Source organism: Streptomyces sp. T39 (assembly GCF_008042045.1).
GTDB lineage: Bacteria > Actinomycetota > Actinomycetes > Streptomycetales > Streptomycetaceae > Streptomyces.
In genome coordinates, this window is record NZ_RDBP01000012.1 from 1,728,298 (window position 1) to 1,753,109 (window position 24,812).

Annotated in this window: 22 protein-coding genes; 11 read left to right on the forward strand and 11 right to left on the reverse strand. The window is 74.7% G+C overall.

Going from position 1 to position 24,812, the window contains the following annotated elements:
* Nucleotides 1–190 precede the first annotated feature (190 nt).
* Nucleotides 191–2,746: a polysaccharide lyase family 8 super-sandwich domain-containing protein gene (locus tag EAO77_RS08755; protein WP_147989035.1), complete on the reverse strand. Its 2,556-nt coding sequence runs from the start codon at nt 2,744–2,746 to the stop codon at nt 191–193.
* A gap of 142 nt (nt 2,747–2,888) precedes the next feature.
* Here EAO77_RS08755 and EAO77_RS08760 point away from each other — a divergent pair, with 142 nt between their 5' ends.
* The 5 genes from EAO77_RS08760 (at nt 2,889) to wrbA (ending at nt 7,146) form a co-directional block, all read left to right on the forward strand.
* A complete protein-coding gene (locus EAO77_RS08760; protein WP_147987464.1) occupies nt 2,889–3,113 on the forward strand; it encodes a hypothetical protein in 225 nt (74 codons plus the stop codon).
* Between the two features lie 262 nt (nt 3,114–3,375).
* Nucleotides 3,376–4,179, forward strand: a complete 804-nt coding sequence (locus EAO77_RS08765; protein ID WP_315986086.1) for an AfsR/SARP family transcriptional regulator — start codon at nt 3,376–3,378, stop codon at nt 4,177–4,179.
* Between the two features lie 120 nt (nt 4,180–4,299).
* A complete protein-coding gene (locus EAO77_RS08770; RefSeq protein ID WP_147987466.1) occupies nt 4,300–4,809 on the forward strand; it encodes a SigE family RNA polymerase sigma factor in 510 nt (169 codons plus the stop codon).
* A gap of 75 nt (nt 4,810–4,884) precedes the next feature.
* Entirely contained in the window at nt 4,885–6,147 is a 1,263-nt protein-coding gene (locus EAO77_RS08775) for a hypothetical protein (protein WP_261993848.1), read from the forward strand.
* Between the two features lie 381 nt (nt 6,148–6,528).
* Complete coding sequence (gene wrbA / locus EAO77_RS08780) at nt 6,529–7,146, forward strand: NAD(P)H:quinone oxidoreductase (protein WP_147987467.1); 618 nt, start codon at nt 6,529–6,531, stop codon at nt 7,144–7,146.
* Nucleotides 7,147–7,224: 78 nt separating this feature from the next.
* On the opposite strand, the gene EAO77_RS08785 is transcribed toward wrbA, so the two are convergent.
* Nucleotides 7,225–8,901 carry a bifunctional 3'-5' exonuclease/DNA polymerase gene (locus tag EAO77_RS08785; RefSeq protein ID WP_147987468.1) on the reverse strand — a complete coding sequence of 559 codons (1,677 nt, stop codon included), beginning with the start codon at nt 8,899–8,901 and terminating at the stop codon, nt 7,225–7,227.
* Between the two features lie 242 nt (nt 8,902–9,143).
* Entirely contained in the window at nt 9,144–9,704 is a 561-nt protein-coding gene (locus EAO77_RS08790) for a sugar O-acetyltransferase (RefSeq protein ID WP_147987469.1), read from the reverse strand.
* A gap of 95 nt (nt 9,705–9,799) precedes the next feature.
* On the opposite strand from EAO77_RS08790, the gene EAO77_RS08795 reads away from it, so the two are divergent.
* From EAO77_RS08795 to EAO77_RS08805, 3 genes are all read left to right on the forward strand, one after another.
* Nucleotides 9,800–10,483 (forward strand): lipoprotein, encoded by a 684-nt coding sequence (locus EAO77_RS08795; RefSeq protein ID WP_147987470.1) that lies wholly within the window; start codon nt 9,800–9,802, stop codon nt 10,481–10,483.
* Between the two features lie 436 nt (nt 10,484–10,919).
* Nucleotides 10,920–12,662: a SpoIIE family protein phosphatase gene (locus tag EAO77_RS08800; RefSeq protein WP_410088345.1), complete on the forward strand. Its 1,743-nt coding sequence runs from the start codon at nt 10,920–10,922 to the stop codon at nt 12,660–12,662.
* A 62-nt stretch (nt 12,663–12,724) separates the two neighbouring features.
* Nucleotides 12,725–13,543, forward strand: a complete 819-nt coding sequence (locus EAO77_RS08805; protein WP_147987472.1) for a DUF1963 domain-containing protein — start codon at nt 12,725–12,727, stop codon at nt 13,541–13,543.
* Nucleotides 13,544–13,596: 53 nt separating this feature from the next.
* On the opposite strand, the gene EAO77_RS08810 is transcribed toward EAO77_RS08805, so the two are convergent.
* Both EAO77_RS08810 and EAO77_RS08815 read right to left on the reverse strand, forming a co-directional pair.
* Complete coding sequence (locus tag EAO77_RS08810; protein WP_187283163.1) at nt 13,597–15,726, reverse strand: ABC transporter permease; 2,130 nt, start codon at nt 15,724–15,726, stop codon at nt 13,597–13,599.
* Nucleotides 15,720–16,445, reverse strand: coding sequence for an ABC transporter ATP-binding protein (locus EAO77_RS08815; RefSeq protein WP_147987473.1), 726 nt, complete (start codon nt 16,443–16,445; stop codon nt 15,720–15,722). Before EAO77_RS08815 ends, EAO77_RS08810 begins: the two co-directional genes overlap by 7 nt.
* Before the next feature lie 115 nt (nt 16,446–16,560).
* On the opposite strand from EAO77_RS08815, the gene EAO77_RS08820 reads away from it, so the two are divergent.
* The gene (locus EAO77_RS08820; protein ID WP_410088346.1) at nt 16,561–17,694 is read left to right on the forward strand and encodes a DUF2786 domain-containing protein; all 1,134 of its coding nucleotides are present in this window, start codon (nt 16,561–16,563) and stop codon (nt 17,692–17,694) included.
* Nucleotides 17,695–17,719: 25 nt separating this feature from the next.
* On the opposite strand, the gene EAO77_RS08825 is transcribed toward EAO77_RS08820, so the two are convergent.
* From EAO77_RS08825 to EAO77_RS08845, 5 genes are all read right to left on the reverse strand, one after another.
* Complete coding sequence (locus EAO77_RS08825) at nt 17,720–18,361, reverse strand: lactate utilization protein C (protein ID WP_147987475.1); 642 nt, start codon at nt 18,359–18,361, stop codon at nt 17,720–17,722.
* Nucleotides 18,358–19,944 carry a lactate utilization protein B gene (locus tag EAO77_RS08830; protein ID WP_147987476.1) on the reverse strand — a complete coding sequence of 529 codons (1,587 nt, stop codon included), beginning with the start codon at nt 19,942–19,944 and terminating at the stop codon, nt 18,358–18,360. The genes EAO77_RS08825 and EAO77_RS08830 overlap by 4 nt, the downstream gene beginning before the upstream one ends.
* Entirely contained in the window at nt 19,941–20,708 is a 768-nt protein-coding gene (locus EAO77_RS08835) for a (Fe-S)-binding protein (RefSeq protein ID WP_147987477.1), read from the reverse strand. Before EAO77_RS08835 ends, EAO77_RS08830 begins: the two co-directional genes overlap by 4 nt.
* 154 nt (nt 20,709–20,862) lie before the next feature.
* The gene (locus EAO77_RS08840; RefSeq protein WP_147987478.1) at nt 20,863–21,597 is read right to left on the reverse strand and encodes a FadR/GntR family transcriptional regulator; all 735 of its coding nucleotides are present in this window, start codon (nt 21,595–21,597) and stop codon (nt 20,863–20,865) included.
* Between the two features lie 245 nt (nt 21,598–21,842).
* Entirely contained in the window at nt 21,843–22,307 is a 465-nt protein-coding gene (locus EAO77_RS08845; RefSeq protein WP_147987479.1) for a hypothetical protein, read from the reverse strand.
* A gap of 365 nt (nt 22,308–22,672) precedes the next feature.
* Between EAO77_RS08845 and EAO77_RS08855 the strand changes: the two genes are divergently transcribed.
* Nucleotides 22,673–22,909 carry a DUF397 domain-containing protein gene (locus EAO77_RS08855; protein WP_018850445.1) on the forward strand — a complete coding sequence of 79 codons (237 nt, stop codon included), beginning with the start codon at nt 22,673–22,675 and terminating at the stop codon, nt 22,907–22,909.
* A 70-nt stretch (nt 22,910–22,979) separates the two neighbouring features.
* Here EAO77_RS08855 and EAO77_RS08860 read toward each other — a convergent pair whose 3' ends face one another.
* Complete coding sequence (locus EAO77_RS08860; RefSeq protein WP_147987481.1) at nt 22,980–23,480, reverse strand: ATP-binding protein; 501 nt, start codon at nt 23,478–23,480, stop codon at nt 22,980–22,982.
* Nucleotides 23,481–23,797: 317 nt separating this feature from the next.
* On the opposite strand from EAO77_RS08860, the gene EAO77_RS08865 reads away from it, so the two are divergent.
* Entirely contained in the window at nt 23,798–24,727 is a 930-nt protein-coding gene (locus EAO77_RS08865) for a helix-turn-helix domain-containing protein (protein WP_147987482.1), read from the forward strand.
* Nucleotides 24,728–24,812: the final 85 nt, after the last annotated feature.

Below are 24,812 nucleotides of genomic sequence, written 5' to 3' on the forward strand. Positions count from 1 at the left end.
TCGCAGCAGCGGCGGCGGCCCCGCCCGACGTGCTCCCCTCCCCGTCACCGCCGGGGCCGGGGAGCACGTCGTGCTGGCGCGCGGAAACCTGCGCCGGGGCCGGGGAGCACGTCGTGCTGCCGCACGGAAACCTGCGCCGGTACCGGGTGGAGGCCGAGGTGCGCGGGGCGCGCCAGACCCCGTCCGGGGTTCACGGGCGCAGCGTCGCTCCGAGGGACCGCCCGTAGGCGTGACGGGTCGTCACCTCGACCCGGGTGCCGCCCGGCACGGGGACGGTCCGGACGCCCGGGTCGGCGTGGACCGGCCGCAGCCGGCGGCCGTGCAGCGTGACCGACACGGTGTCCCGTCCCGTCGTGGGGTCGCTCACGGCGAGCGAGGTCGCGCCGTCCGGGGTCCTGCGGACCAGGACGGACGCCGGTCCGTCGACCGCCAGCCCGGCCGTGCGGTGGAGCCCGGGGGTGAAGGTGTTCACGGCGACCAGCGACAGGCGGGCGTGGCGGACGGCCTGGAGCCGGACGGTGTTGGCCAGGACCGTCAGCGGTCCGCCCGCGTACGACCGCAGCCGGCGGGCCGTGGCGTGCGGCACCAGCGCGTACGCGAAGGAGGCGGGCGGCGCGCCCGCCGGCTGGTCGAGGCCGAGCGTGAAGACCTGCTTGGTGACCGGCGTGTCCGGGTTGGTCAGCCGGACGGCCCGGCGGCTGCGGGTGACGGTGGCGAGGCCGGCGGTGGCGGGCGGCCCGGAGAGCAGGACGTAGCCGACGGCGGTGCCCTCGACGGGATCGGCGTAGCGCAGCCACGACAGCGGGGCGGTGCCGGTGCCCTGCCAGGGCGCGCCGCCGCGGAGTTCGCCGGTGAGGCCGACCGCCGTGCCCGGATCCGCGATCCGGGTGTCGAAGGTGGTGGTCACCGGGCGGCCCGCCGGGTCGCCCACGCCCGCGGCGAGCACGACGATCTCGTCGTCGAGCATGAACCACGACTTGGTGCCGCGCGCCCCGCGATGGGTGACGAAGTCCTCGGGGAGGAGGCCGGCCGTGTCGGCGGCGTACGCCGCGTCGTCGCCGAGGACCATCGAGGCCGTGCCGTAGGGGCCGAGCCGGGCCCCGCCCGAGTGGGCGCCGGTGCCGCGAGGGAAGTAGACGTAGGTGTTCTGCGCCTCCGAGGAGGCCGTGAAGCCGCGCTCCGGATTGTCGTACCAGAGGGTGCCGTACAGCTCGGGGACCGTGCGGCGCCGCTCCACCGGAGCGGTGACGCCCGCGAGCCGCAGCGGGTCGACGACGGTGACGTGGTCGATGCCGTAGGCGTGCGTCTGGTCCTGGCCCGAGAGGTAGAGGTGGTGGGCGCCGTCCCCCTGGAACCAGGGCGCCAGGTTCTCGCCGCTCATGTACTCGTACTTGCTGATCCGCTCCGAGCTGCGTGCCAGCGCGAACGACCAGCCGGGGCGCCGGTGGACGGTCCGGTCCATGGCGTTGAAGGCCGCGTGGTGGGCGGGCGGGGTGAGATCCCGCGCCGGGACGGACGAGGCGAGGACGTCGGCGTGGCGGGCGACGCTCACGGGGGAGACGAAGGCCGCGGGGTTCGGCGGGGCCGGCGAGATCGTGTGCACCTGCTTGACCCAGCCCGCCAGCGCGTCGGCGTCGCCGGGCGGCACGTATGCGGAGAGGTCGACGACGGCCTCCACGACGGCGGCGGTGTCGGCGTAACCGGTGCCGGTCCGTGACACCCCGCGGCCCTTGACCGCCTCCATCATCCAGCCCTCGTGGATCAGCGGGGCGAATCCGTCGGTGACCCAGCGGCGTACCGTGCCGGCGAGTTCGCCGCCCCCGGACCAGCCCGTCCCGTCGAGGATCTTCACCGTCTGCACGACGCGCGTCAGCAGCCCCTTGCCGTACGAGCCGGTGTAGGCCACGGAGGCGTGCTGGACGAAGGAGCCGTCCTCGTAGAAGCCGTCGGTGACACCGTGCCGCAGGTCGTACGGGTCGATCGTGGCGAACACCGTCAGCTGGTCGGCGACGGCCTTGGTGATGCGCGCGTCGTCGCCGAGCACGGCGCCCTGGAGGATCCGGTTCGTCGTGATGTCGGCGAGGTTGGCGCCGGTGTGGAAGCGCGAGTCGAGATCGACGTCGCCGTCCTTGCCGTTGCGCAGGTAGGCGTCCATCGAGGCGGTGTAGGCGGCGGTCAGGGACGGGCGGTGGGCGGCGATCTCGTCCCGCAGCAGGACCAGGCTCTTGCTGACGTGCGTGGAGATGCCGATCTCCCAGGTGAACCAGTTGCCGTAGTAGCCCGTGGACTGGTCGCCGTAGTACGTGTCGTGGAGCCGGGCCAGTGCGTCGATCACCCGCTCGGCGACCGCCCGGTCGCCGCGCACCCGGGAGGGGGCGGGGCCGGGGGCGCGGACGGCGAGCGCGATCTCGTACAGGTACTGGAAGGTCCTCGCGAGGTCCGGGTCGCTGGTGCCGAGCGGCACGCCCCGGAAGATCTCGCCCTCCCCGGCGCCGTCCATCGCGCCGAGCCGGGTCAGCGCGGTCGCCTCCACGGCGGCGAGCTTGGCGGCGACCTCGGGGCGGGCGTTGGACTCGGCGGTCCCGGCGAACACGGCGAGGGTGTTGGCCAGCAGCAGGGCCCGGTCGGCGGCCCCGCCGGCGGCCGGGGCGGCCGGAAGGGGCGCGGCCGCCGCACCGGGGCCGGTCACGGCGAGCACGGTGGCCGTGGGGAGGAGGGACAGCAGGGCGCGACGCGAGAAGTGCACCGGACGCTCCAGAGGGTCGGCGGGTTCGGCCGGAAAGCGCTTGCGCATCCAAGCAACGGCCGGGGGCGGTGTCAACGGTGACCGACCGGTCCGCGGCTGCAGCGGACTTGGCAGCGGCGCGGCGGCGGAGCACGCTGGAGACATGGCCGGTACCCCGCCGATCGTCGTGCACCGGATCTCCCCCACGGGCGGCCGGCGCGTCACCGTGCGCGGGCGCATCATGGGGCTCGCCCACTCCGACGAGGAGGTGCTGGTGCTGGTCAGGCGCGCGGGGGAGCCGGGCCCTGTGGCGCTGGAGGACCCGACCGCCGTGGAGTGGACCGGCGGGCGGCCGCACCAGTACGAACCGCTGGAACTGCTGCCCTGAAGCGGGTGCGGCGGCGGGGCTGACGCGTGTGACGCGCTCATGAGGGGACGAGGGCCCCGGCACCAGAGGGTGACCGGGGCGCTCTCGTCCGCGGAACCGGCTGCGGTGGCGACACTCCCCCGAGTGTGGCGTGCCACGCCGAGCACCAGCGGGCCGGATCCGACGACGTCATACAAACAGCGTCCTCCAACAGATCGCTAACATGTGGCCAACGCTCATCACGGGGGGAGGCTGCGAGGCTGCGAGTCAGGAGGGAGACGTCATGCGATTCGGTCTCCTCGGCGTGCCCGCCCTGCTCGACCCCGCAGGCCACCCGCACCACCTCGGCAGCGCCAAGGTGCGCGTCCTGCTGGTCACCCTGCTGCTGCGCGCCAACAAGGTCGTGCCCGTCCACGAGCTGAAGGCCGCCCTGTGGGGCGACGAGCCGCCCGCCTCCGCCCACGCCTCGCTGCACAACCATGTGACCCGGCTGCGCAGACTGCTCGACGGGGAGGACCGGCTGCGGGCCGTGTCCCCCGGCTATGTGCTCCGCGTGGCCCCCGGGGAACTCGACAGCGACGTCTTCGAGGAGTGCGTGGCCCACGCCCGCTTCGCTTACGGCCGCGGCGAGTGGGCCGAGGTCGTCACGACGGCGCGGACGGGCCTCGGCCTGTGGCGCGGCACCCCGCTGGACGGGGTGTTCGGGCCCCACGAAGGGCGTCCCGCGCTCGTGCAGAAGCTGGGCGAGGGCCGGCTGCAACTGCTCCAGTGGCGCTACGACGCCGAGCTGGAACTCGGACGCCATGACGGCCTGGCACCCGAACTGGCCGCCCTGGTGGCGGAGTTCCCGCTGCGCGAGGCGTTCCACCGCCAGCTGATGCTGGCACTGCACCGTACGGGCAGGCAGGCCGAGGCGCTCGACGTGTACCGGGCGCTGCGCCGCACCCTCGTCGAGGAGTTGGGGGTCGACCCGGGCCCCTCGGTGCGGGAGGCCCACGCCGAGGTGCTGCGCGGCCCGTTCGCGGCGCCGGGGGCCGCCCGCCCGCCCGTGCCCCGGGCCGACCACAGATTCGCCGACGGAGCCTGAAACATTTCCCCCCGCCACCGCGTCAAGTCAGTGGAGGCGGTGGACGGGTGGGCCCGGCGCACCGCCGAAGGCGGCGCCGACGGGTGCCGCACCGGTCACGGGGGAGGAGCGGCGGCGGGCATGAAAGCGTCCAGGGCCGAGCAGTACAGGGAGTTCGCAACCGGCCGCGCCACGCACCTCTACCGTTCGGCGTGCCTGCTGACCGGCGGCGACACGCACCTCGCCGAGGACCTGGTGCAGGAGACCCTGGGGCGGATGTACCTGGTGTGGGGGAAGATCTCCCGCATCGACAACCCGGCGGGCTACGCCCAGACCGTGCTCGTCCGCGCCTTCCTCACCCACCGGCGCCGTCGCTCCGCAACCGAGCGCCCCGTCGGCGACCTTCCGGACTCCGCTCCGCCCGCCGGTGACGACCCCGACCTCCGCCTGGCCCTGCTCGGTGCCCTCGGGACGCTCGCGCCGAAGGACCGCGCGGTGGTGGTGCTGCGGTACTGGGAGGACCGCAGCGTCGAGGAGACCGCCGACGCCATGCACGTCAGCCCCGCCGCCGTACGCACCAGGACGGTGCGGGCGCTGGCCAGACTCCGCGAACAACTGGGCGGCAGCCTGGTGGAGTTCGCCTCCCGATGAGCACCGGCGCCGCCCCGGTGGGCGCGCCGCACAGACACCTTCCTCCGTACGGCCGAGCAGAGAGTGGGGTTCCCCATGCCCTTCGAGGACGAGATCGGCGATGCCCTGCGTCGCACCGGCGAGACGATGACCCCGGCCGACCGGCTCCGGCTGGTCGAGCGCGGCACGGTCCGGGGCCGGCGGAAGCTGGCCCTGCGCCGGGCCACCGTCGCGGGCAGCGTGCTGGCCCTGGCGGCGGTGGGACTGGGCGGGGGCCACGCCGCCGGCGTCCTCGGCGGCGCCGACCGCACCGACGACCGGACGTCCGTCGCTGCGGAGGGCGGGGCCGGGGAGACCGGCCGGGCCGTGGCGGGGACCGCACCCGCGGGAGCGGTCTCGGCACAGCAGATGCTGAAGACGCTGACCGGGCTGCTGCCCGCCGGGGACCTCGCGCGGAAGGACGGCAGGGGCAGCAGCAAGAGCCGGGCCTCCGCGCCGTACGCCTCCGTCGTGTTCGACGACGGCGACGGCGCCGCGCAGATCTCGCTGAGCATCAACCGGATCGATCCGCGGGGCGAGACGGCCGACTCGATGGTCACCTGTCCGTCGAAGGCGCTCGTCGACTTCGACGAATGCCGGCACGAGACCCTCACCGACGGCTCCCGCTACCTGTTCGTGCAGGGCTACGTCTACGACCGTCACAAGGGCGCGAAGCAGTGGCGGTCCACGCTGCTCACGCCCGCGGGCGTCCTGATCGACGCGAGCGAGTACAACGCTCCCGCGGAGAAGGACGCGACCGCCACCCGGGAGGACCCGCCCCTCACCCCGGCCCGGATGAAGACCCTGGTCACGGACGACGGCTGGGACCCGCTCGCCGCCGCCTACCTGGCGGAGGCGGGGGCCGCGCCCGAGGAGAAGCCGGGCCGCCCGGGCGAGCCGTCCGGGGAGACCGTCGTCGCCACGCTCACCGCCCTGCTGCCCGAGGGCCTGACGGTGAAGGACCCGGGCGGCGACCCCGGCTACGGTCACCTCGTGGTCGACGACGGCCGGGGAGCCTCGTTCGTCCAGATCAACGTCCAGCCGGGCATGTCCGAGCTGGCCGACCTGTTCGCCGGGGGGACGACGCTGCCCGACGGCACGCTGGTGCGCGAGACCCAGGAGGCCGACCCCGACCAGAAGGGCGGCGCGGGCACGGTCGGCTGGACCGTGGACACCCTGCGCCCGGACGGGGCCCGTGTGGTGATCATGGCGTTCAACGCGCCCGGGCAGGGACAGGACGCCGTCCGGGAGGAGCCCGCGCTGACGATGGCCCAGCTGAAGGCCATCGCCCTCGACCCGGTGTGGATCGGCCTGGACTGACCCCGGCCTGCCGCACCCCGTTCCCGGAGGAGCCCGGCCCGCGCACCGGCGGCCGGGCTCCGTCGCGTCCGCCCGCACGGGTCGCGCCGGCGCACGTGCGACGCCGGCGCACGCGTGACGTCCGTACGCCTCGCGTCCGCCCAGCTGTTCGTGCCCACCCAACTGTTCGCGTCCGCCCAGCTGTTCGTGCCCGCACAACGGGGCGCGCCAGCCCACGGTTTCCGGCCTCCCCGGTCCGGGCGGGGGGCGATGGACGGGCGGTGGGCGCGCGATGGCCGCCCGGTCCCGCGCGGGCGGCAGGATGGCGCCGGACCTGCCGGAGACCGCCGCAGGGACTCCCCACCCCTGCCGTCACCCGTCCCGAACAAGGAGCGCGTCACCGTGACGAACGTCGCCGTCATCTACTACTCGGCCACCGGCAGCGTCCACAGCCTGGCCGCAGCCGCCGCCGAGGCCGCCGAGAAGGCGGGCGCCGAGGTCCGGCTGCGCCGGGTCGCCGAGCTTGCTTCCGAGGAGGCCGTCGCCTCCAACCCCACCTGGGCGGCCCACCGCGACGCCACCCGGGACGTGGCCGTCGCGAGCCTGGAGGACCTGGAGTGGGCCGATGTGCTCCTCTTCGGCACGCCCACCCGCTACGGCCTGCCCGCCGCCCAGCTCAAGCAGTTCATCGACGGCACGGGCACCCTGTGGTTCCAGGGCAAGCTCGTGAACAAGGTCGTCTCCTCGTTCACCTCGACGACGCAGACCCACGGCGGCCAGGAGAGCACCCTTCTCGCCCTGAACAACACCTTCTACCACTGGGGCGCGATCATCGTGGCTCCCGGCTACGCGGACGCCGTCCAGTTCGACATCAAGAACGGCAACCCGTACGGCACGAGCCATGTCGCCTACCACCAGGACCTGCCCGGCGCCGAGAACCTGGCCGCCGTCGGCTTCCAGGCCCGCCGCGCCGTCGAGATCGGCACCGCGCTCAAGCGCGGTCTGCAGGCGGCGGCCTGACGGCCCGCCGGCCGTACGGATGACCGCCCGCCGGCCGACCCGTCGCGCTTCGCCGCCCCCGGGGCGGGCGCGGGCGGGTCAGCCGGCGTCGTCCTTCGCGTCGGCGTAGCAGTCCACCACCGCGACGGTGAACGGGAAGCGCACCGGTGTCTCGCCGAAGGCCAGCCGCCCCGCCAGCTCCCCCGCCTCCCGGATCGCCCGGGCGACCTCCTGCGCCTCCTCGGCGGGGCAGTGCACCACCACCTCGTCGTGCTGGAAGAAGACCAGCTCGGCGCGGAGGGGCGCGAGGGCCCGGCGCAGCGCGGCCAGCATCAGCAGGGCCCAGTCGGCCGCGCTGCCCTGCACCACGAAGTTCCTGGTGAAGCGGCCCCACGCGCGGGAGTCGCCTGAGCCCCTGCGGGCCGGCCCGTCCTCGTCATCCTGCGGGATGCCCGCCTCGCCGTCCTCCTCCGCGCCCGGCGCACGGGGGCTGGTGCGGCCCAGCCACGTCCGCACCACGCGGCCCTCCTCGCCGGCCCGCGCGGCGTCGTCGACATAGGCGACGGCCCGGGGGAACCGGCGCCGCAGCGCGGCCAGGTTCTTCAGACCGTCCCCGGAGGTCTGCCCGTAGACCGCGCCCAGCAGCGCCAGCTTGGCGTGCGCCCGGTCGCCGGAGAACGCCCGGTCCGACAGGGCGGTGTAGAGGTCGCCGTCGTGGCCCGCCACCTCCATCAGGCCCCGGTCGCGGGAGATCGCGGCCAGCACCCGCGGTTCCATCTGGTCGGCGTCGGCCACCACGAGGCGCCAGCCCTCGTCCGCGACCACGGCACGCCGGATCACCTTCGGTATCTGGAGCGCCCCGCCCCCGTTGGTCGTCCACCGCCCGGAGACGGTGCCGCCGGGCACGTACTCGGGGCGGAAGCGTCCGTCGCGCACCCAGTCCTGGAGCCAGCTCCAGCCGTGGGCCGTCCAGATGCGGTACAGCTTCTTGTAGCGGATCAGCGGCTCGACGGCCGGGTGCGCGATCTCCTCCAGCTCCCAGCGCCGAGTCGACCCGACCTTGATCCCCGCCCGGGCGAAGGCCCGGACGACGTCCGCCGGCAGATCCGGCCGCACCCGGTGCCCGAAGGCCGCGGACACCTCGTCGGCCAGCTCCGCCAGCCGCCGCGGCTCGCCGCCGCCCGCGTACCGCTCGCCGAGCAGTTCGCCCAGCACCGCGCGGTGGACGTCGGCCCGCCAGGGCAGCCCCGCCCGGTGCATCTCCGCCGCCACCAGCATCCCCGCCGACTCGGCCGCCGTGAGCAGCCGCATGCGCCCGGGGTGCGCGGTCGCGTCATGGCGCCGCTGCTGCTCGGCGTACACCTCCAGCAGTGCCTCCAGGGGCACGTCGGGCCGGCGCGGCTCGAAGAGCGGCGACTGGGCGCCGGGGACGGCCGCGCGGGCGGGCGGGTCCGGCGGCACGGGGGCGTGGCGCAGCCGGGCCCAGGCGGCCGCCGCCGATCGGGGCTCGCCGAGCCGGCCCTCGTGGCCGAGCAGCAGCAGCTCGGCGTCCTCGATGTCGTAGCACCGTTCGACCCGCACCCCGGCGGCGAGCAGCCGCGGGTAGACGGCGGCCGTGGCGCACCACACCCAGCGGCCGACCTGCGGCCGGGAACGGACGGCCGCGACGAGGTCCGGCTCGTCGACGACCGGCCCCGCGGGCAGGCCGTCGGGGCCGAGGGGGACGAGGCGGGCCCCGTCCCCCTCGGCCGCCGCCACGGCCCACCGCTCGTCCATGGGTTCGAGTGTGACAGCCGGGTCGGACATCGGCGGGGCGCCGCACGGAGCCCGGGGCGGGTCGGGCAGGTCAGGCCCCCCGGCACCCCGGGCCGGCCCGGTCATGGGCGGCGCACGGCGGCCCCGCGCGGTCCGGTCGGGAACTCCGTCCGGCGCATCACCCGCGCCCGGTGTGCCACGCCGCGGCGCGCCGCGCAGGGGGCCTGTCAGGGGGCGCCACGGCGCCCGCCCGTCCGGACCGCTCAGGGCTCCAGCCGGCGTATCACCCGCGCCGGGTTCCCCACGGCGAGCACCCCGGCCGGCAGGTCCTTGGTGACCACGGACCCCGCCCCGACGACCGTGTTCTCGCCGATCGTCACCCCGGGGCAGACGATCACCCCCGCCCCGAGCCACACGTTGTCCCCGACGGTCACCGGCTCGGCCCGCTCCCAGCCCGCCCGGCGCCGCTCGGTGTCCAGTTCGTGCGTGGGGGTCAGCAGCTGCACGCCCGGCCCGATCTGGACGTCCGAACCGACGGTGATGGGCGCCGCGTCCAGGAACACCGCGTTGAAGTTGACGAACGTCCGGTCCCCGACGCTGATGTGGTAGCCGAAGTCGCACTGGAACGGCGGCCGGATCCGCACCTGCCGGCCGAGCGACCCGAACAGCTCGGCCAGGATCCCCTCCCGGTCGGCGGGGGCGGCGCCGCCGCCCGCGTTGTACGCGGCGCACAGGGCGAACCGCCGTTCGGTGTCGGCGGCCAGTTCGGCGTCGTCCGGCAGGTACCACTCGCCGGCCAGCATCCGGTCCTTGTTCACTCCCATGTGCGCGTTCCTCTCCGGTCACGGGTGTCCGTAGGATCGATCCTTCTATGCGGGCGTCCGCCGGACGGCCGTTTCACACGGGTGGGGACCTCGACATGGGTGAAGTGACGCGGCGGCGCGCGCGGGGAACGGCCACGGCGGCGGCCCTCGTGCTGGCGCTCTGGGCGGCGTCGGCCGGGTGCGGGGCGCCGGCCGAGCCGGACCGCAAGGCGGCGGGAAGCGGCGACCCGGCGGCCGCGAGCAGCGGGCCGCCGGCGGGGGACGGCACGCGGGGCGAGGCGAGGAAGGCGGCGTCCGTGGGCGCGGAGACGTCCGCCTGCGCGCTGCCGGTCACCTTCGATCTCGCCGAGGGCTGGTCGCCGGAGGCCGTCGAGCACGACCCGGACGGCGAGTTCGCCGCCCTGCTGGAGCAGGGCACGGTCTCGCTCCGGTGCGAGATCGACGCCAAGCCGGCGGGCCACATCGGCTTCCTGCGCGTATGGGTCGGCGGCGCGGCGGGCGACGATCCCCGTGCCGCCCTCGAGGCGTTCGTCGCCGACGCGGCCGCGGACCGCGAGGAGGAGGTGTACGCGGCGACGCGGGCCGGGACGTACGAGGCGGTCGAGGTCCGCTACCTCAACACCGGCGAACTCCTCGACGCGCCCAAGCGGGAGCGGGCGTTCGCGCTGACGACACCGGACGGGGTGGTGGTCGTGGATCTCGGCGGGCTCGACTCCGGGGAGCACGAGCAGATGCTGCCGGCCTACGAATTGGCCAGAAAGAGCCTGCGAGACTCCTGACCCGCCCGCCCCGTACCCCCGCTCGCCCCGTACCCGCGTCCGCCCGGCACGCCCCGTACCCCCGCACACCCGTACGACCCGAGGCCGGTGGCCCGCGGGCACGCCCCGCGGAGCACCGGCCCCGGCCCGCGGGCACGCCCCGCGGAGCACCGGCCCCGGCCCGCGGGCACGCCCCGCGGAGCACCGTCCCCGGCCCGCGGGCACGCCCCGCGGAGCACGTCCGCGCACTTCGTGGCCGCAGACTCCTGCCGCTAAAGCCCCTCTCCCCGTACGCTCTGATGCCAAACGGACGGCCGTGCCGTCCGGGAAGCGTGCCCACCGTCCACGGGGCACACTGGGACCGAGGCGCGGATGCACGTGACGGGGAGGCCGTACGGTGAACGGGGGCAGTCGCAGACGACGCCTGACGAGTCGGCTCTCGGCCAGCAGCGCGTCGGTGGCGCCCTCCGGAAGCCGCGGGCTGCGCGACCGCCGCGGCCGCGGCCGGCCCGCGCCCGACCGGACCACCACCAGCGGCCGGCTCGCCTGGCTGAACTCCGCGAGCACCCGCATCGGCACCACCCTGGACCTGGAGCGGACGGCGCAGGAGCTGGCCGAGTTCACCGTGCCCCGCTTCGCCGACGCGGCCGCCGTCGACATCCTGGAGGACGTGCTGCGCGGCGAGGAGGGGTCCCGCTGGACGGGCTCCGGCATCCCCGCGAGCCGGGCCGTGGCGGTCTGCGCGGTCGACTCGCTCTCCTCGCTGGAACCGACCCCGGTGGGCGTGACCATCAGGCGGCCCGAGACCGCGCACGAGACCCTGCTGCACCGCTACTGCCTCCGCCAGGGCAAGCCGGTGCTGGTCAGCCGTATGGAGGACGCCGACTTCGAACGGGTCGCCCCCACTCCGAGCGCCGCGGACAAGATGCGGGTCACCGGGGTGCACAGCTATCTGGCCGTGCCCCTGATCGCCCGCGGGGTCCTGCTGGGCACGGCCGACTTCGTCCGGGGCGCCGGCAGCAGGCCGTTCTCCACCACCGATCTGGCGCTCGCCGAGCAACTGGCTTCCCGGGCCGCGGTCTTCATCGACAACGCGCGCCTCTACGGCCGTGAGCGCGAACATGTGATCACCCTGCAGCGCAGTCTGCTGCCCCGCGCCACGCCCCTGACGCCGGGCCTTGACGTGCACGCGGAGTACGCGCCCGCGGTCGCCGCCCGGGGCGTCGGCGGCGACTGGTACGACGTCATGGCCCTGCCCGGCGGCCGGACCGCCCTCATGGTCGGGGACGTGATGGGCCACGGGCTGCCGGCGGCCGCCACCATGGGGCGGCTGCGTGCCGTCGGCCGGACGCTGATGACCCTGGACACCGCGCCGGAGCGGATCCTCGCCCGGCTCGACCTCGCCACCCGCGACCTGGAGGACGAGCAGGTCGCCACCTGTCTGTGCGCCGTCTACGACCCCGCCGACAAGAGCTTCACCTTCGCCAGCGCCGGTCACCTCCCGCCGCTGCTGCTCGACGGCCGGGGAGGCGCGGCCTTCCTGGAGGTGCCCATCGGGGCGCCGCTGGGCGCCGGCGTCATCCCGTACGACCCGCTGCGGGTGACCGCCGCCGAGGGCAGCCACCTCGCGCTCTACACCGACGGGCTGGTGAAGAACCGCGCGGACGACGTGGACGTCCAGCTCGACCGGCTGCGGGCCAAGGCGATGGCGCTGGGGCCCGGCAGGCTGGAGGAGGGGGAGCTGCTCGCCGAGGCGCCCAACGCGTTCCGGATCGACGAGGCGGTGCTGCTCGTCGCCCGTACGACCCCGGAACCGGGCGACGACCTGAAGGTCTGGACGCTGCCCCGGGAGGGGAACGTGGCGTCCGCGGCCCGCCGCCTGGTCACCGAACAGCTCGGCGTCTGGGGCCTGTCGGATCTGACCGACGTCAGCGAACTGGTCGTCAGCGAACTGGTCGGCAACGCCCTGCGCTACGGCAACGGCCCCGGCCAGCTGCGCCTGCTGCGCGGCGAACGCCTCACCGTCGAGGTCTCCGACACCGGCCCCGACCTGCCCCAGATCCAGCACGCCGACGTCAGCGACGAGGGCGGGCGCGGGCTCCAGCTCATCAACATGCTCTGCCGGCGCTGGGGTTCCTGCCGCACGGTGACCGGCAAGGTGGTGTGGGCGGAGCAGAACATCGCCCCGCAGGCGTACTGACACCCGCCGCCGGCGCCGTCCCGCTCCGGGGGGTGTCGGTCCCGCCCTCTAGCGTGTCGGCCATGACCGATCATCCGAAGGAGACCGGAGCGGCCGGCGTTCTCGGCCGCTTCCGCGCGGAGGCGGCCTCGCGGGGTCTGCCGTCCGCCGAGGTGGCGGAGTGGATACGGACCGTGCTGCCGATGGCAGGGCTGGCGGACCGCGGTGAGGGGGTGGCCGCCGGCCGGTTCGGCGGCGATCCGCCGCTGCCGCCCGATGCGCCGGATCCCTCCAGCCCCTTCGTCGCCTCCGTCGACTGCGCCGCCCTCCCGCCCGGAGCAGCCGGGCTGCCCCTTCCGTCCGACGGCCACCTGCTGTTCTTCGTCCACCCCGACCTCGACGCCGACGGGCCCGACGCCGGGGCGGTGCGGTACGTGCCGGCCGGGACGCCGACGGTGCCCCGGCGCTGGGACGGGGACCGGGAACCGTTCGAGGAGCGCGCACTGTTCGCGGTGCCCGGCACGCTCTCCCCGCAGCGGCCCGAGGACTTCGTTCAGGGGCGGTGGAGCGTACCGGAGCTGTCGCACTACGCCCTCGCGCGCCGTCTCGACGACGCCTGGCAGGACGCGATCGGCGGCGAGGACGCGGACGGCGGACCCCGCGAGGACGCCTGGTTCCGGCTCGGCGGCAATCCGCTGACCCGGAACACCCATCCGGTGCGGTACGCGGCCGCCCGGAGCGGGCCGCCGGGCGAGGGCGTGGACGACTGGGTGCTGCTGGCCGCCTGGCTGTGCGGCTCCGACGTCGAGGATCTGGACGACGGCGTCGTCCACTGGGTGATCCCCCGCCGGGACCTGGCCGCACTGCGCTTCGACCGGGTCCAGGTCCACGTGGAGATCTGAGCACGGTCACCGGGCCGGGCCCACCGCGCCTCCCGTGAGGCGGCCCGGCCCCCTCACCGGCTGCCGCCCCGCGGGCAGGCCGCCGTGGCGCAGACCACCGCGATCACCGCGCACACGCCCGCCGCCGACGCGGCCTCGCCCCACGGCACGGCAATCGCCACCGGGGCGCCGAGCGCCCACAGAGCGGCCGCCATGCCGCCGAGGTCGACGGCCGCGACCAGCGCGCCGAGCACGGTGCCCACGGCCACCGCGAGCAGGGCCTCGCCCGCCACCGTCCGCAGCACCTGCGCGCGGGTGGCGCCGGCCAGCCGGAGTGCGGCCGTCTCGTCCCGCCGGGCGGCCGTCGCCATCAGCAGGGTGCCCGCCAGGGAGATCGCCGTGTAGAGGAGGGCGACCCCGAGGACGACGAGCAGCCCGAGCCGTGTCTGCGGGCTCGTCCGCGGATGGACCGCCGCGGCCCAGGCGTCGGCGGTGCGGACCGTGCCCCCGGTGGCCGCCCGCAGGGCGTCCGCCGCGCCGGCCCGGTCCGTGCCGGGGGCGAGTCCCACGTCGATCCGGTCGACGGCGGTGCCCGGAGCGTTGGCGGCGGTGACGAAGACGGAGTCGCCGCCCGCGCCCGCGGCGATGACGGCGGCGATCCGCAGGCGGGCGGGACGCCCGTCGCCGAGCCGGACGGCGACGTGTTCGCCCACCGTCCGCCGCTGCCACTCCTCGCTGACCACGATCGAGCCGTCGTCGAGGTCCCGCACGTCACCGGCGACGACCGGGAGCCGGGCGAGGCCCGCGAAGGCGGCCGCGTCCGTGACCCCGCGTGCCCCGTACCTGATCAGCGCGGTGTCCTCCTCGCGCACGAAGACGCTCGTCGGCGCGGACGGGGAGACCTCGGCCCCGGGCAGCCGGGGGACCGTCAGGTCCTCACCGGTGACGACCAGCTGGGCCGCGGTGCGCGCACGGGCCTCGGCCGCGCGGGACGACGTCACCGTCCCGGCGGAGCCGAGCAGCGAGCCGGTGAGCGCGACGATCACCAGGACGGGGGCCGCGACGGCCGAGGTACGGCGCACCGCGGCGGCCGTGTTCTCGCGGACGAGGAGGCCCACTCCGCCCCGGGTCATCGGCAGCAGCCGGACGACCCGGCGCACCAGCAGCGGACAGAGCAGTGCGACCGCGGTGATCAGGAGCATCGGCCGGGTGATCCAGGTCTTGCGCCCCAGCAGGTCCGCCGGGTCGGTGGCGAGCCCCCACAGCAGCAGACCGACGCCGGCGAGCGCGAGGACGGCGCCGGTGACGAGCCGCCCGCGCGGCAGGACGCCGGTGTCCACGTCGGCGTCGCGCAGCGCCTCGGCGGGCCGGACCCGGCCCGCCCGCCGCGAGGCGGCCCACACGCCGGCCACGGCGACCAGCAGCCCGGTCCAGAAGGCGGCGTGGAACGGCCAGTGCACGTCCGCCCGCACGGCGAACCAGTCGGGCGCCACCGCGCCGTCGACCAGCAGCCGGGCCAGTGACGGCGCGCCCAGGGCGCCGAGCACGCACCCGGCGGCCGAGGCGGCCGTCCCCGTCACCAGGGCTTCGGTGAGCAGCACCCGGCGCACCTGGCCGGGTGTGGCGCCGGCGGTGCGCAGCAGCCCGAACTCGCGCCGGCGCAGGGCCACCGCGAAGGCGAACGTGGAGGCGACGACGAAGACGGAGACGAAGGCGGCCACGCCGCCGGCGGTGCCGAGCAGGGCGTTCACGGCGACCAGCGCCTGTGCGTCCCGCTGCGTCCGGGCGTCGGCGCGCGCACGGTCGTCGCCGGTGAGCACCCGGGCCCGGTCGTCCACGAGGGCGCGGACCGCGGAGGCCGGTGCGTCGACGCCGACGGCGTCGGGTCCGCCGGCGCGGACCACGGTCCCCAGGGCACCCAGTTCGCGGACGAGATCCTTGTCCACAGGGTGTGGACGGTCGAGCCGCTTCGACACCTCGGCGGTGCCGGGGCCGCGCCGCACCTCGACGGTGAGCGTGTCATGACCCATCACCACCACCGGCGACGACGCGAAACGTTCCGGTGCCCGGCGGGGGGCGTCGAGGGTGGAGGCGAGGCCGAGGCCCATGGTGGTGAGCAGGGCGACCCCGAGCGTCAGCGCGACGAAGCTCGCGGCGAACGTGGCCCAGTGGGAGCGGAGCCGGGCGAGGGCGACGGTCAGCACGCGACGGCCTCCAGTCCCGCGAGACGGGCGGCGACGACGTCGGCGGCCGGGGCCGCCATGTCCCCCGCGACCCGCCCGTCGACGAGGAACACCACCCGGTCGGCGAAGGACGCGGCCACGGGGTCGTGGGTGACCATCACGACGGTTTGGCCCTCGGTGTCCACCAGGTCCCTGAGCATGCCGAGCACCTCGCGGCTGGTGACCGTGTCCAGCGCACCGGTCGGCTCGTCGCCGAACAGCACGGCGGGCCGGGTGATCAGCGCGCGGGCGAGCGCCACGCGCTGCTGCTGGCCGCCGGACAGCTGCGCGGGCCGGTGTCCCGCGCGCTGCCGCAGGCCGACCCGGTCCAGCGCGTCGAGCACGGCGGTCCGGGCGGGCCGCCGGCCGGCGAGGCGCAGCGGCAGCGCGACGTTCTGCGCGGCGGTCAGGGAGGGGATCAGGTTGTACGCCTGGAACACGAAGCCGACGCGCTCCCGGCGCAGCAGGGTGAGCCGCCGTTCGCTCAGCCCGTCGATCGCTGTGCCGTCGATCTCGACGCGCCCGGAGGTGGGGCGGTCGATCCCGGCCGCGCAGTTCAGCAGCGTGGTCTTGCCGGAGCCCGAGGGCCCCATCACGGCGGTGAAGGTCCCGCGGGCGAAGTCGAGGCGGACCCCGTCGAGCGCGGTGACACCGCGGTGGACGCGGCGGACATCGGTGAGCCGTACGGCGGGTGGGTTCATGCCCCAAGGCTTCCGTCCGGGCCCGCGCCGGTCACGACCACGAAGGGGCGTCCCGGGGGTAGTGCCTGCCCTACCCCCGGGATGCTGCCACCGGCCCCGTGACACCATCGCCTGTGTGAGCACGGTCGAGAAGGCGCTGGCCGCGGCGCTGTACGCGGAGGGCGACGACGCCCTGGACACGGCGGCGTCCCTCCTCGCCGCCGACCCCGCGGCGGACGCGGAACTGGACCGGCGGGGGGAGCTGCTCCTGCGCGGGGCCTGGGAGCGCGGATGGCAGCCGGAGGACGTCGCCCGGCTGGTCCGGCGCGAACTGGACGACGCGCACGGCCGGCTCTTCGCCGGCCTGGCCGTCGCCGAGTCCGCGGCCTACGGCGAGCGGCTCCCGCCGCGCTGGCGGGCCCAGCTCGCGGGCCTGGCCGGCGGTGAGCCGTACCGGGCGGACCGCTTCACCCGCGCCACCGCGGTGCTGGAGCTGTACCGGCTGCTGGCACGTCTGCCGCGCATCGAGCCGGTCGCCCCGCCGCCCGGCGGCAGCACGCTCGCCGCGCCTCCCCCGGCCCACGAGCCCCGGATGCTGACCCGGGTGCGGGCCCTGCTCGCCAAGGCGGAGGCGACGGGCTTCCCGCAGGAGGCCGAGGCCCTGACGGCGAAGGCCCAGGAGCTGATGGCCCGGCACAGCATCGACGAGGCCGTCCTCGCCCACGGCGCCCCCTCGGACCACTCGCCGTCCGCCTGCCGCATCGGCGTGGACGCCCCCTACGAGACGGCCAAGGCGGTCCTCCTCGACGCCGTCGCCACGGCCAACCGCTGCCGGGCCGTGTGGAACGGCGCGTACGGCTTCTCCACGGTCGTCGGCTTCGAGGGGGACCTCGAAGCCGTGGAGCTGCTGTACACCTCTCTCCTGGTGCAGGGCACGACGGCGATGACGGTGGCCGAGTCGGCGCAGCGCGCCGGCGGCCGCAAGCGCACCAAGACCTTCCGGCAGTCGTTCTGGACGGCCTACGCGGCCCGTCTGGGCGACCATCTCGCCGCGGTCGCGGAGGAGGTGGTGACCGGTGACCTGCTGCCGGTGCTCGCGACCCGCGAGCTGGCCGTCACCGACCGGACCGACAAGATGTTCCCGCGGACGACCACGACCCGGGTGCGCGGCGCGACGGACCCCGAGGGCTGGCGCGACGGCACGTCGGCCGCGGACCGCGCCCGCCCCGCGGGGCCGCACCGGCCCCGGCTGCGGGGCCGCGACGGCTGAACCGGCGGGCGGGCGCGGCGCGTCGTCACACGTCGGTGCGGACGACGACGACCAGCGTGCGGGGGCCGTGGACGCCCTCCACCCGTTCCAGCTCGATGTCGGAGGTCGCGGAGGGGCCGCTGATCAGCGTCGTGGGCCGCCCGGGGACGAGACGGGCGAGAGCCTCCGGCACCCCGGCCTCCACCGTGGAGAGGTCCACCACGCACACGTGGAGGTCCGGCACGAGCGACAGGGCCCGCCGCCCCTGGTCCGGCGAGGCGTCCAGGAACACCGTCCCGGTCTCGGCGCAGCCCGCGGCCGACGCGGTGACCACTCCGTCGAGCGCTTCGAGGTCCCGCGGGGGCACCCCGGCGGAGTCCTCGTGCACCTCCCCGTCCCAGTCGGCGAGCCAGCCCCGGTCGAGCCCGGCCGGCACACCGACCCGGCGGGCGCCGCGGTCGGCGAGTGCCCGGGCGACGGCCGCCGCCGTGCCGTCGGCCGTGCAGGTGAGGACCGTGGCCCGGTAGTCGGTGAGCCGGTCCGTGAAGAGGGCGAGACGCTCGTCGTCGGGCAGGCTGCGCCCGGTGCGGTACGCCCGGGGGACCGCGGTCTCCCGGGGCGGTGCGAGGGCGAGCGCGTCGCGGACGCGGCCGAGCACGGTGTCCCGCGCGCTGGTGCCGGTGGTCACTGGTCCTCCTGGTCGTCGCCGTGCGTCTGCCCGTCGGCGCGCCGCCGGTCGCCCTCGCGGGCCGCCTCGCGCAGCGCCGCCGCGCCCTCGTCGGAGGCGAACCAGGCGCGGAAGGTCTGCTTCGGGGGCGCGGGGGTGTCCCTGGTGTCGCTCCAGCCGGAGAAGGGAGGCGGCAGCCGGCCGATGGTGCCGTCCCGTCCCGCGACCGCGCGGCCCAGCCGCGCGGTGCGCTGCGCGGCCGTCCACAGCCGGGGGCGTCCCATGACGGCGGCGGCCGCCCGCATGGCGAGCCGCTCCGCCGAGCGGCCGGACTCCTCGGTCTTCTGGTGCCGCAGTTCGACCAGCAGCGCGGGGATGTCGATCTTCACCGGGCAGGCGTCGTAGCAGGCGCCGCACAGTGTCGAGGCGTACGGCAGCGAGCTGTTGGGGTCGTCGTCGGCGGCGTGCATCCCGGCGAGCTGGGGCGTGAGCACCGCGCCGATGGGGCCCGGGTAGGTGGAGCCGTAGGCGTGGCCGCCGACCCTCTCGTACACGGGGCAGACGTTGAGGCAGGCCGAGCAGCGGATGCAGTTGAGCGCCTGGCGCCCCACCGCGTCGGCGAGCGCGGCGGTCCGCCCGTTGTCGAGGAGGACCAGATGGAAGTCCTGGGGGCCGTCCCCCTCGGTGACGCCCGTCCACAGGGAGGTGTACGGGTTCATCCGCTCGCCGGTGGAGGAGCGGGGCAGCAACTGGAGGAAGACCTCCAGGTCCTGGTGGAGCGGCAGGACCTTCTCGATGCCCATCACCGTGATGAGCGTCTCGGGCAGGGTCAGGCACATCCGGCCGTTGCCCTCGGACTCGACCACGCCCAGCGTGCCGGTCTCGGCGATGCCGAAGTTCGCCCCCGAGACGGCGACCCGGGTGCTCATGAACTTCTCGCGCAGATAGGCGCGGGCGGCGGCCGCCAGGTGCTCCGGGACCGAGTCGAGCTCCGGGTCGACGCCCGGGATCTCCTTCAGGAAGATCTCGCGGATCTCGTCGCGGTTGCGGTGGATCGCGGGCACCAGGATGTGCGACGGCCGGTCGTGGCCGAGCTGCACGATCAGTTCGGCGAGGTCCGTCTCCCAGGGGGTGATCCCTGCTTCCTCCAGGTGCTCGTTGAGCCCGATCTCCTGGGTGGCCATCGACTTGACCTTGATGACCTCGTCGCTGCCGGTCGCTCTGACCAGGCGGGTGACGATCTCGTTGGCCTCCGCGCCGTCACGGGCCCAGTGCACGGTGCCGCCGCGTTCGGTGACCTTGCGCTCCAGTTCCTCCAGGAGCCCGGGCAGCCGGTTCAGGGCGTCGGTCTTGATCGCGGCGCCCGCGTCGCGCAGCTCCTCCCAGTCCGGCAGTTCACCGGTCACGGCGAGCCGCTTGCCGCGGATCGTGTGGGTGGCGCGTCCGAGGTTGCGGCGCAGTTGCTCGTTGCGCAGCTCGCCCGCGGCGGCGCGGGGGAACGCCTCCTCGCCGCGGAGGTTGCCGTCGCCGTACGGGACGCGCGGCGGGCGGGCGGGCATGCCGAGGAAGGTGCTCCCGGGCTGCCGGGGCTTCGGGCGGCTCATCGGACGGCCTCCGTCGGGGCGTACGGCGCGGTGCGGGTGGCGGCGAGGATCTGGGCGAGGTGGAGCGTGCGGGTGCCGGCCTTGATGCGGGACAGGCCGCCGCCGATGTGCATCAGGCAGGAGGAGTCGCCCGCGGTGCAGACATCGGCGCCGGTGGCGGTCACGTGGCGCATCTTGTCCCGCAGCATCGCGGCCGAGGTGCCGGCGTTCTTGAGCGCGAACGTCCCGCCGAAGCCGCAGCAGGAGTCGGCCTGTCCCAGCTCGACCAGGTCGATCCCCTCCACGGCCCGCAGCAGCCGCAGCGGCTTGTCGCCGACCCGCAGCATCCGCAGGGAGTGGCAGGTGGGGTGGTAGGTGACCCGGTGCGGGAAGTACGCGCCGACGTCCGTCACGCCGAGGACGTCCACGAGCAGCTCGGAGAGCTCGTACGTCTTGGCCTTGACCCCGGCGACCGCGCTGCGCAGCGCCGGGTCGCCGTAGCGTTCGGCGACGATCTCGTGCTGGTGGCGCACGGACCCGGCGCAGGAGCCCGAGGGCATGACGACCGCGTCGAGCGAGCCGTCGCCGAACGTGTCGGCGAAGTTGCGCACCAGGGGGACCGGTTCGCGCTGGTAGCCGGTGTTGACGTGCATCTGGCCGCAGCAGGTCTGCTCCGGCGGGAACACCACCTCGTGGCCGAGCCGGGCCAGGAGGAGAGCGGTCGCCCGCACCGCGTCGGGGAAGAGGGTGTCCCCGAGGCAGGTGGCGAAGAGTCCGATACGCATGGCGGGTCTCCACGAGAAAGTATGGTCCGACCATACTAGTGACGGGCCAGTGAATCGCAAGGACATTCCGCTTTGTGGTCGGACCTTTCACTGCCGTGGGGTGCTGTTCCGGCCCCCGAAGAGGGGGCCGGGGACGCCGAGGGTCCGGGCGGGGTCAGTCCGCGGCCGGCGGGTCCGCCACCAGCCCGCCGTGGAAGCCGCGGATGTGGCGTTCCGCGAGGGCCGCGGCCCCGGCGCCCTCGCCGGCGCGCACCAGGCGCAGCAGCTCCGCGTGCTCGGCGGCGAGCGCCGACGCGGCGGCGGGCCAGTCCTCCGCCGCCTCCAGGGCGCGCAGGATCAGCGGCCGCACGGACTCCCGCACCGCTGACGTGAGCGTGGAGGTGAGCTGGTTGCCGGAGGCACGGGCGACCAGCACATGGAAGCGGGTGTCCAGGTCGTTGAACTGCTCGACGTCGATCCCCGGGCGCTCCATGGCCGTCACCAGGGCCCCGAGCTCCTCCCACTGCTCCTCGGAGGCGTTGCCCGCGGCCGCCTCGAAGCTGGAGCGCTCCAGGACGACGCGGGCCTCCAGCATGTCCTGGAGCGTGTAGCTGCCGAGCGCGAAGTGCAGACGCAGCAGCCTGCCGAGGGCGTCGTCCGGGTTGCGGACCATCCGGGCCCCGGAGTCGGGCCCGCGGCCCGCCTGCGCCGACAGCACGCCGATGGTCTCCAGCACCCGCAGGGCCTCGCGCAGCGCGGAGCGGCTGACGCCGAGGACGGGGGCCAGCTCCCGCTCCGGGGGGAGGCGGTCGCCGGCCTTGAGCTCACCGGAGAGCACCCGCTCCTCGATGCTCTCCAGGACCAGTTCGTGCGTGCGGGGCTGCCGCACGGGGTGCCATTCGGCGGCCATCCGTAACTCCCGGCTCGGTCGGTGGGCGGCGCCCGGAGGTGTGCCCGGAACGGGCAGAACTATGTCACACACCCCTAATGGTCCGACCGCAGACGGAACGGCGCAGGACCGCGGTCTCCGAGGAGTCGGCGGCCCTGCATCGTGGGTGTCCCGGTGCGGGCGGTGCGGCGCCGGGTGTCCCGGTGCGGGCGCGCGCCGCCGGCCCTTCGGCCGGGGCTGCCGCCACCCGTCGTACGCGTCCGGCGTCAGGAGGTCGGCAGGGCCGTGGGCAGGCCCTCCGGCAGGCTCGCGCCGTCGTTCTTCTTCAGGGTGTCCTTCTTTCCGGCGTCCCAGGAGATGACCAGGGTCGTGCCGTCGTTGGACTCGATCGCGCCCATGGTGCGGTCGGTGTTCCCGTCCGCGCACTTCAGGGCCAGCATCGGGCTGCCGTGGTCCTCGACCTCGCCGGTGCAGGCATGGCCGTCGGCCAGCAGCGCCGCCTTGCCGTCCTTCACGGACAGCACGACCGGCTTGGCGTCGGTGAGCCCGGCCCAGGTGCCTTCGACGTCGAGGGGCTTCTGCGTCTCGCCGCCCGTTCCGTCGCCGGAGGCGGTGGGGCTCGCCGACGCTTTGCCCTTGTCGCCTCCGTCGTCGCCGCCGGCGCATCCGGTCAGCGCGAGCACGGCGACGAGTCCGGCGGTCACGGCCGAGGTGCGTACGGGCTTGAGCACGTTTCTGTCCCCCTGATCGGTGTCACGACGGCGTCAAGCTACCAGGGCGCCGTGCGACGGCCCGGGGCGGAAGCCGTCGGGGACCCGCCGCCGGGTGCGCACCCCCGACTCCCGCCGGAGCCCCCGGGGTTGTCGCCGGTCGCCGCTGCTGCCGTCCGTGCCGGTCCGTACCCGGTTCGCTGAACAGACGGTCAGTTGCAGCCCGTACCCTGCGAGGAGCGCACACCATGCGGCGCGTGCCTGTAATCGTGGGGACACCGCCCGTGCACGTGCATCTGCAGGTGCATCCGCTCATGCATCGGTATATGAACACAGCTATGATCCGAGCCAGTTGACACCTGCACCTTGCACCCCGGGAGCGACTTGTGCACCACGTGTACAACGGCATGACGGCCACGGAGCTTCAGGGAGTTGTCTGGCAGAAGAGCCGGCACAGCAACTCCCAGGGCTCCTGCGTGGAGTTCGCCAAGCTGCCCGGTGGTGATGTGGCGATGCGCAACTCGCGGCATCCCGAAGGCCCCGCTCTGGTGTACACGCCCGCGGAGATAGAAGCGTTGCTTCTCGGCGTCAAGGACGGGGAGTTCGACCACCTGGTGGCATGACGCACCGAAGGCCGCGCCGGCCGGCGCGGCCTGTCCCGTGACGTGTTTCCGGAGCGTGGGCCCGGGGGTCTCAGCCCAGCCGGAACAGTGCCCAGACCACCTTGCCGCGCAGCGACCCGGCGAGCGGGTGCCAGCCCCACCCGTCGCTGAAGGAGTCGACGAGGAAGAGGCCGCGCCCCGACTCGGCCGCGAAGTCCTCCTCGGACTCGCGCTCGGCGGGTCCGTCGTGACTGGGGTCGCGGACCGCGCACACCAGCCGGCTCTTCCAGCGCATCAGATGCAGCCGCACCGGCGGTTCGTGGACGGGCGGGTGCGCGGTGACGGGTGTCTCGTCGGGGAGCGCGTGGCGCAGCGCGTTGGTGACGAGCTCCGAGACCACGAGGGAGACGTCGTCGAAGCGGTGGCCGAGTTCCCACTGGCCGAGCGTGCTCCGGGTGAACTGCCGTGCCCCGCGCACCGCTTCGAAGCGGGCGGGCAGGGCGCAGGAGGCGGAGCTGGAGACGGCGGCGGGATCGATCGGCGGAAGGCCCTGCCTTAACGGCTCGAGCATGGTCGATCCATTCGTCCCCATGCGAGGCACTCCCGGGAATCGCGGCTGTGAAGCTACAACACGAACGAGCACGCAGGTGCGCGGGGCCCATGCTTCCCAATGCCTACGGCAGATGCAAGGGCAGATGCACGTGCACGCGCCTGACCTGTCCCTGCCCGTGCCGTTTCTTGCTCATTTCTTCCGCGATTCTCTTTCGTGCCGCGTTCAACTTCTGGCCAAGAAGCTCTCGTTTCTGTAATCGGATGAGTACGGGGTGAAGCGTTTGGTGGCAGAATCCGGCTCTTGGGGTTCGGGGGGACCTCGGGGACGATCGGTGCACGACTGCATGGCGCAGAGAGATGGGGAGGGTTCGGGTCGTGGCGGCAGGAGAGACGGCTGAGTCAGCCGGGTCATGGGGGTACCCCCGCCCGGACGGTCCGGGCGGAGGCTCGGTGGTGCGGCGCATCCTGCTGGGCTCGCAGCTGAGAAGGCTGAGGGAGTCCCGCGGCATCACCCGCGAGGCGGCCGGGTACTCCATCCGCGCGTCCGAATCCAAGATCAGCCGTATGGAGTTGGGCCGGGTGAGCTTCAAGGCGCGTGATGTCGAGGATCTGCTCACCCTCTACGGAGTGGCCGACGACGCCGAGCGCGGCTCGCTGCTCGGTCTCGCCAAGGAGGCGAACGTCGCCGGGTGGTGGCACAGCTTCGGCGATGTGCTGCCCGGCTGGTTCCAGACGTACATCGGCCTCGAAGGCGCCGCCTCCCTGATCCGCATCTACGAGGTGCAGTTCGTGCACGGGCTGCTCCAGACCGAGTCGTACGCCCACGCCGTCGTCGTCCGCGGCATGCCCGACGCGCCGGCCGCCGAGATCGACAAGCGGGTCGCCCTGCGCCTCGAACGCCAGAAGGCCCTCGTCTCCGAGAACGCGCCGCGGCTCCATGTCGTCCTCGACGAGGCCGCGCTGCGCAGGCCCTACGGCGACCGGTCCGTGATGCAGGACCAGCTCCGGCACCTCATCGAGGTCTCCGAGCACCCGAACATCACCCTGCAGGTGATGCCGTTCAGCTTCGGCGGCCACGCGGGCGAGAGCGGCGCCTTCACGATGCTGCGCTTCCCCGAGTCCGACCTCTCGGACATCGTCTACCTGGAGCAGCTCACCAGCGCCCTCTACCTCGACAAGCGCGAGGAGGTGGCCCTGTACGAGAGGGTGATGGGGCGGCTCTGCGAGGACAGTCCCGACCCGGCCGGGACCAGGGACCTGCTGCGCGGCCTCCTCCAGCTCATCTGACACCTCCAACTCGGCTGAAACGTCAGTACGATGACGCCACATCAGATACGCGTCAGCCAGCTGTGCCCGCGCCGGCCACCGCCGC

Bases quoted from the DNA above. Each gene is read 5' to 3' on its own strand.
- EAO77_RS08795 (WP_147987470.1), top strand. From the start codon at position 9,800: ATGGGTGAAGTGACGCGGCGGCGCGCGCGGGGAACGGCCACGGCGGCG.
- EAO77_RS08790 (WP_147987469.1), bottom strand. From the start codon at position 9,704: ATGGGAGTGAACAAGGACCGGATGCTGGCCGGCGAGTGGTACCTGCCG.
- EAO77_RS08815 (WP_147987473.1), bottom strand. From the start codon at position 16,445: ATGAACCCACCCGCCGTACGGCTCACCGATGTCCGCCGCGTCCACCGC.
- EAO77_RS08865 (WP_147987482.1), top strand. From the start codon at position 23,798: ATGGGGAGGGTTCGGGTCGTGGCGGCAGGAGAGACGGCTGAGTCAGCC.
- EAO77_RS08840 (WP_147987478.1), bottom strand. From the start codon at position 21,597: ATGGCCGCCGAATGGCACCCCGTGCGGCAGCCCCGCACGCACGAACTG.
- EAO77_RS08835 (WP_147987477.1), bottom strand. From the start codon at position 20,708: ATGCGTATCGGACTCTTCGCCACCTGCCTCGGGGACACCCTCTTCCCC.
- EAO77_RS08765 (WP_315986086.1), top strand. From the start codon at position 3,376: ATGCGATTCGGTCTCCTCGGCGTGCCCGCCCTGCTCGACCCCGCAGGC.
- EAO77_RS08830 (WP_147987476.1), bottom strand. From the start codon at position 19,944: ATGAGCCGCCCGAAGCCCCGGCAGCCCGGGAGCACCTTCCTCGGCATG.
- EAO77_RS08760 (WP_147987464.1), top strand. From the start codon at position 2,889: ATGGCCGGTACCCCGCCGATCGTCGTGCACCGGATCTCCCCCACGGGC.
- EAO77_RS08775 (WP_261993848.1), top strand. From the start codon at position 4,885: ATGCCCTTCGAGGACGAGATCGGCGATGCCCTGCGTCGCACCGGCGAG.
- EAO77_RS08805 (WP_147987472.1), top strand. From the start codon at position 12,725: ATGACCGATCATCCGAAGGAGACCGGAGCGGCCGGCGTTCTCGGCCGC.
- EAO77_RS08770 (WP_147987466.1), top strand. From the start codon at position 4,300: ATGAAAGCGTCCAGGGCCGAGCAGTACAGGGAGTTCGCAACCGGCCGC.
- EAO77_RS08860 (WP_147987481.1), bottom strand. From the start codon at position 23,480: ATGGGGACGAATGGATCGACCATGCTCGAGCCGTTAAGGCAGGGCCTT.
- EAO77_RS08785 (WP_147987468.1), bottom strand. From the start codon at position 8,901: ATGGACGAGCGGTGGGCCGTGGCGGCGGCCGAGGGGGACGGGGCCCGC.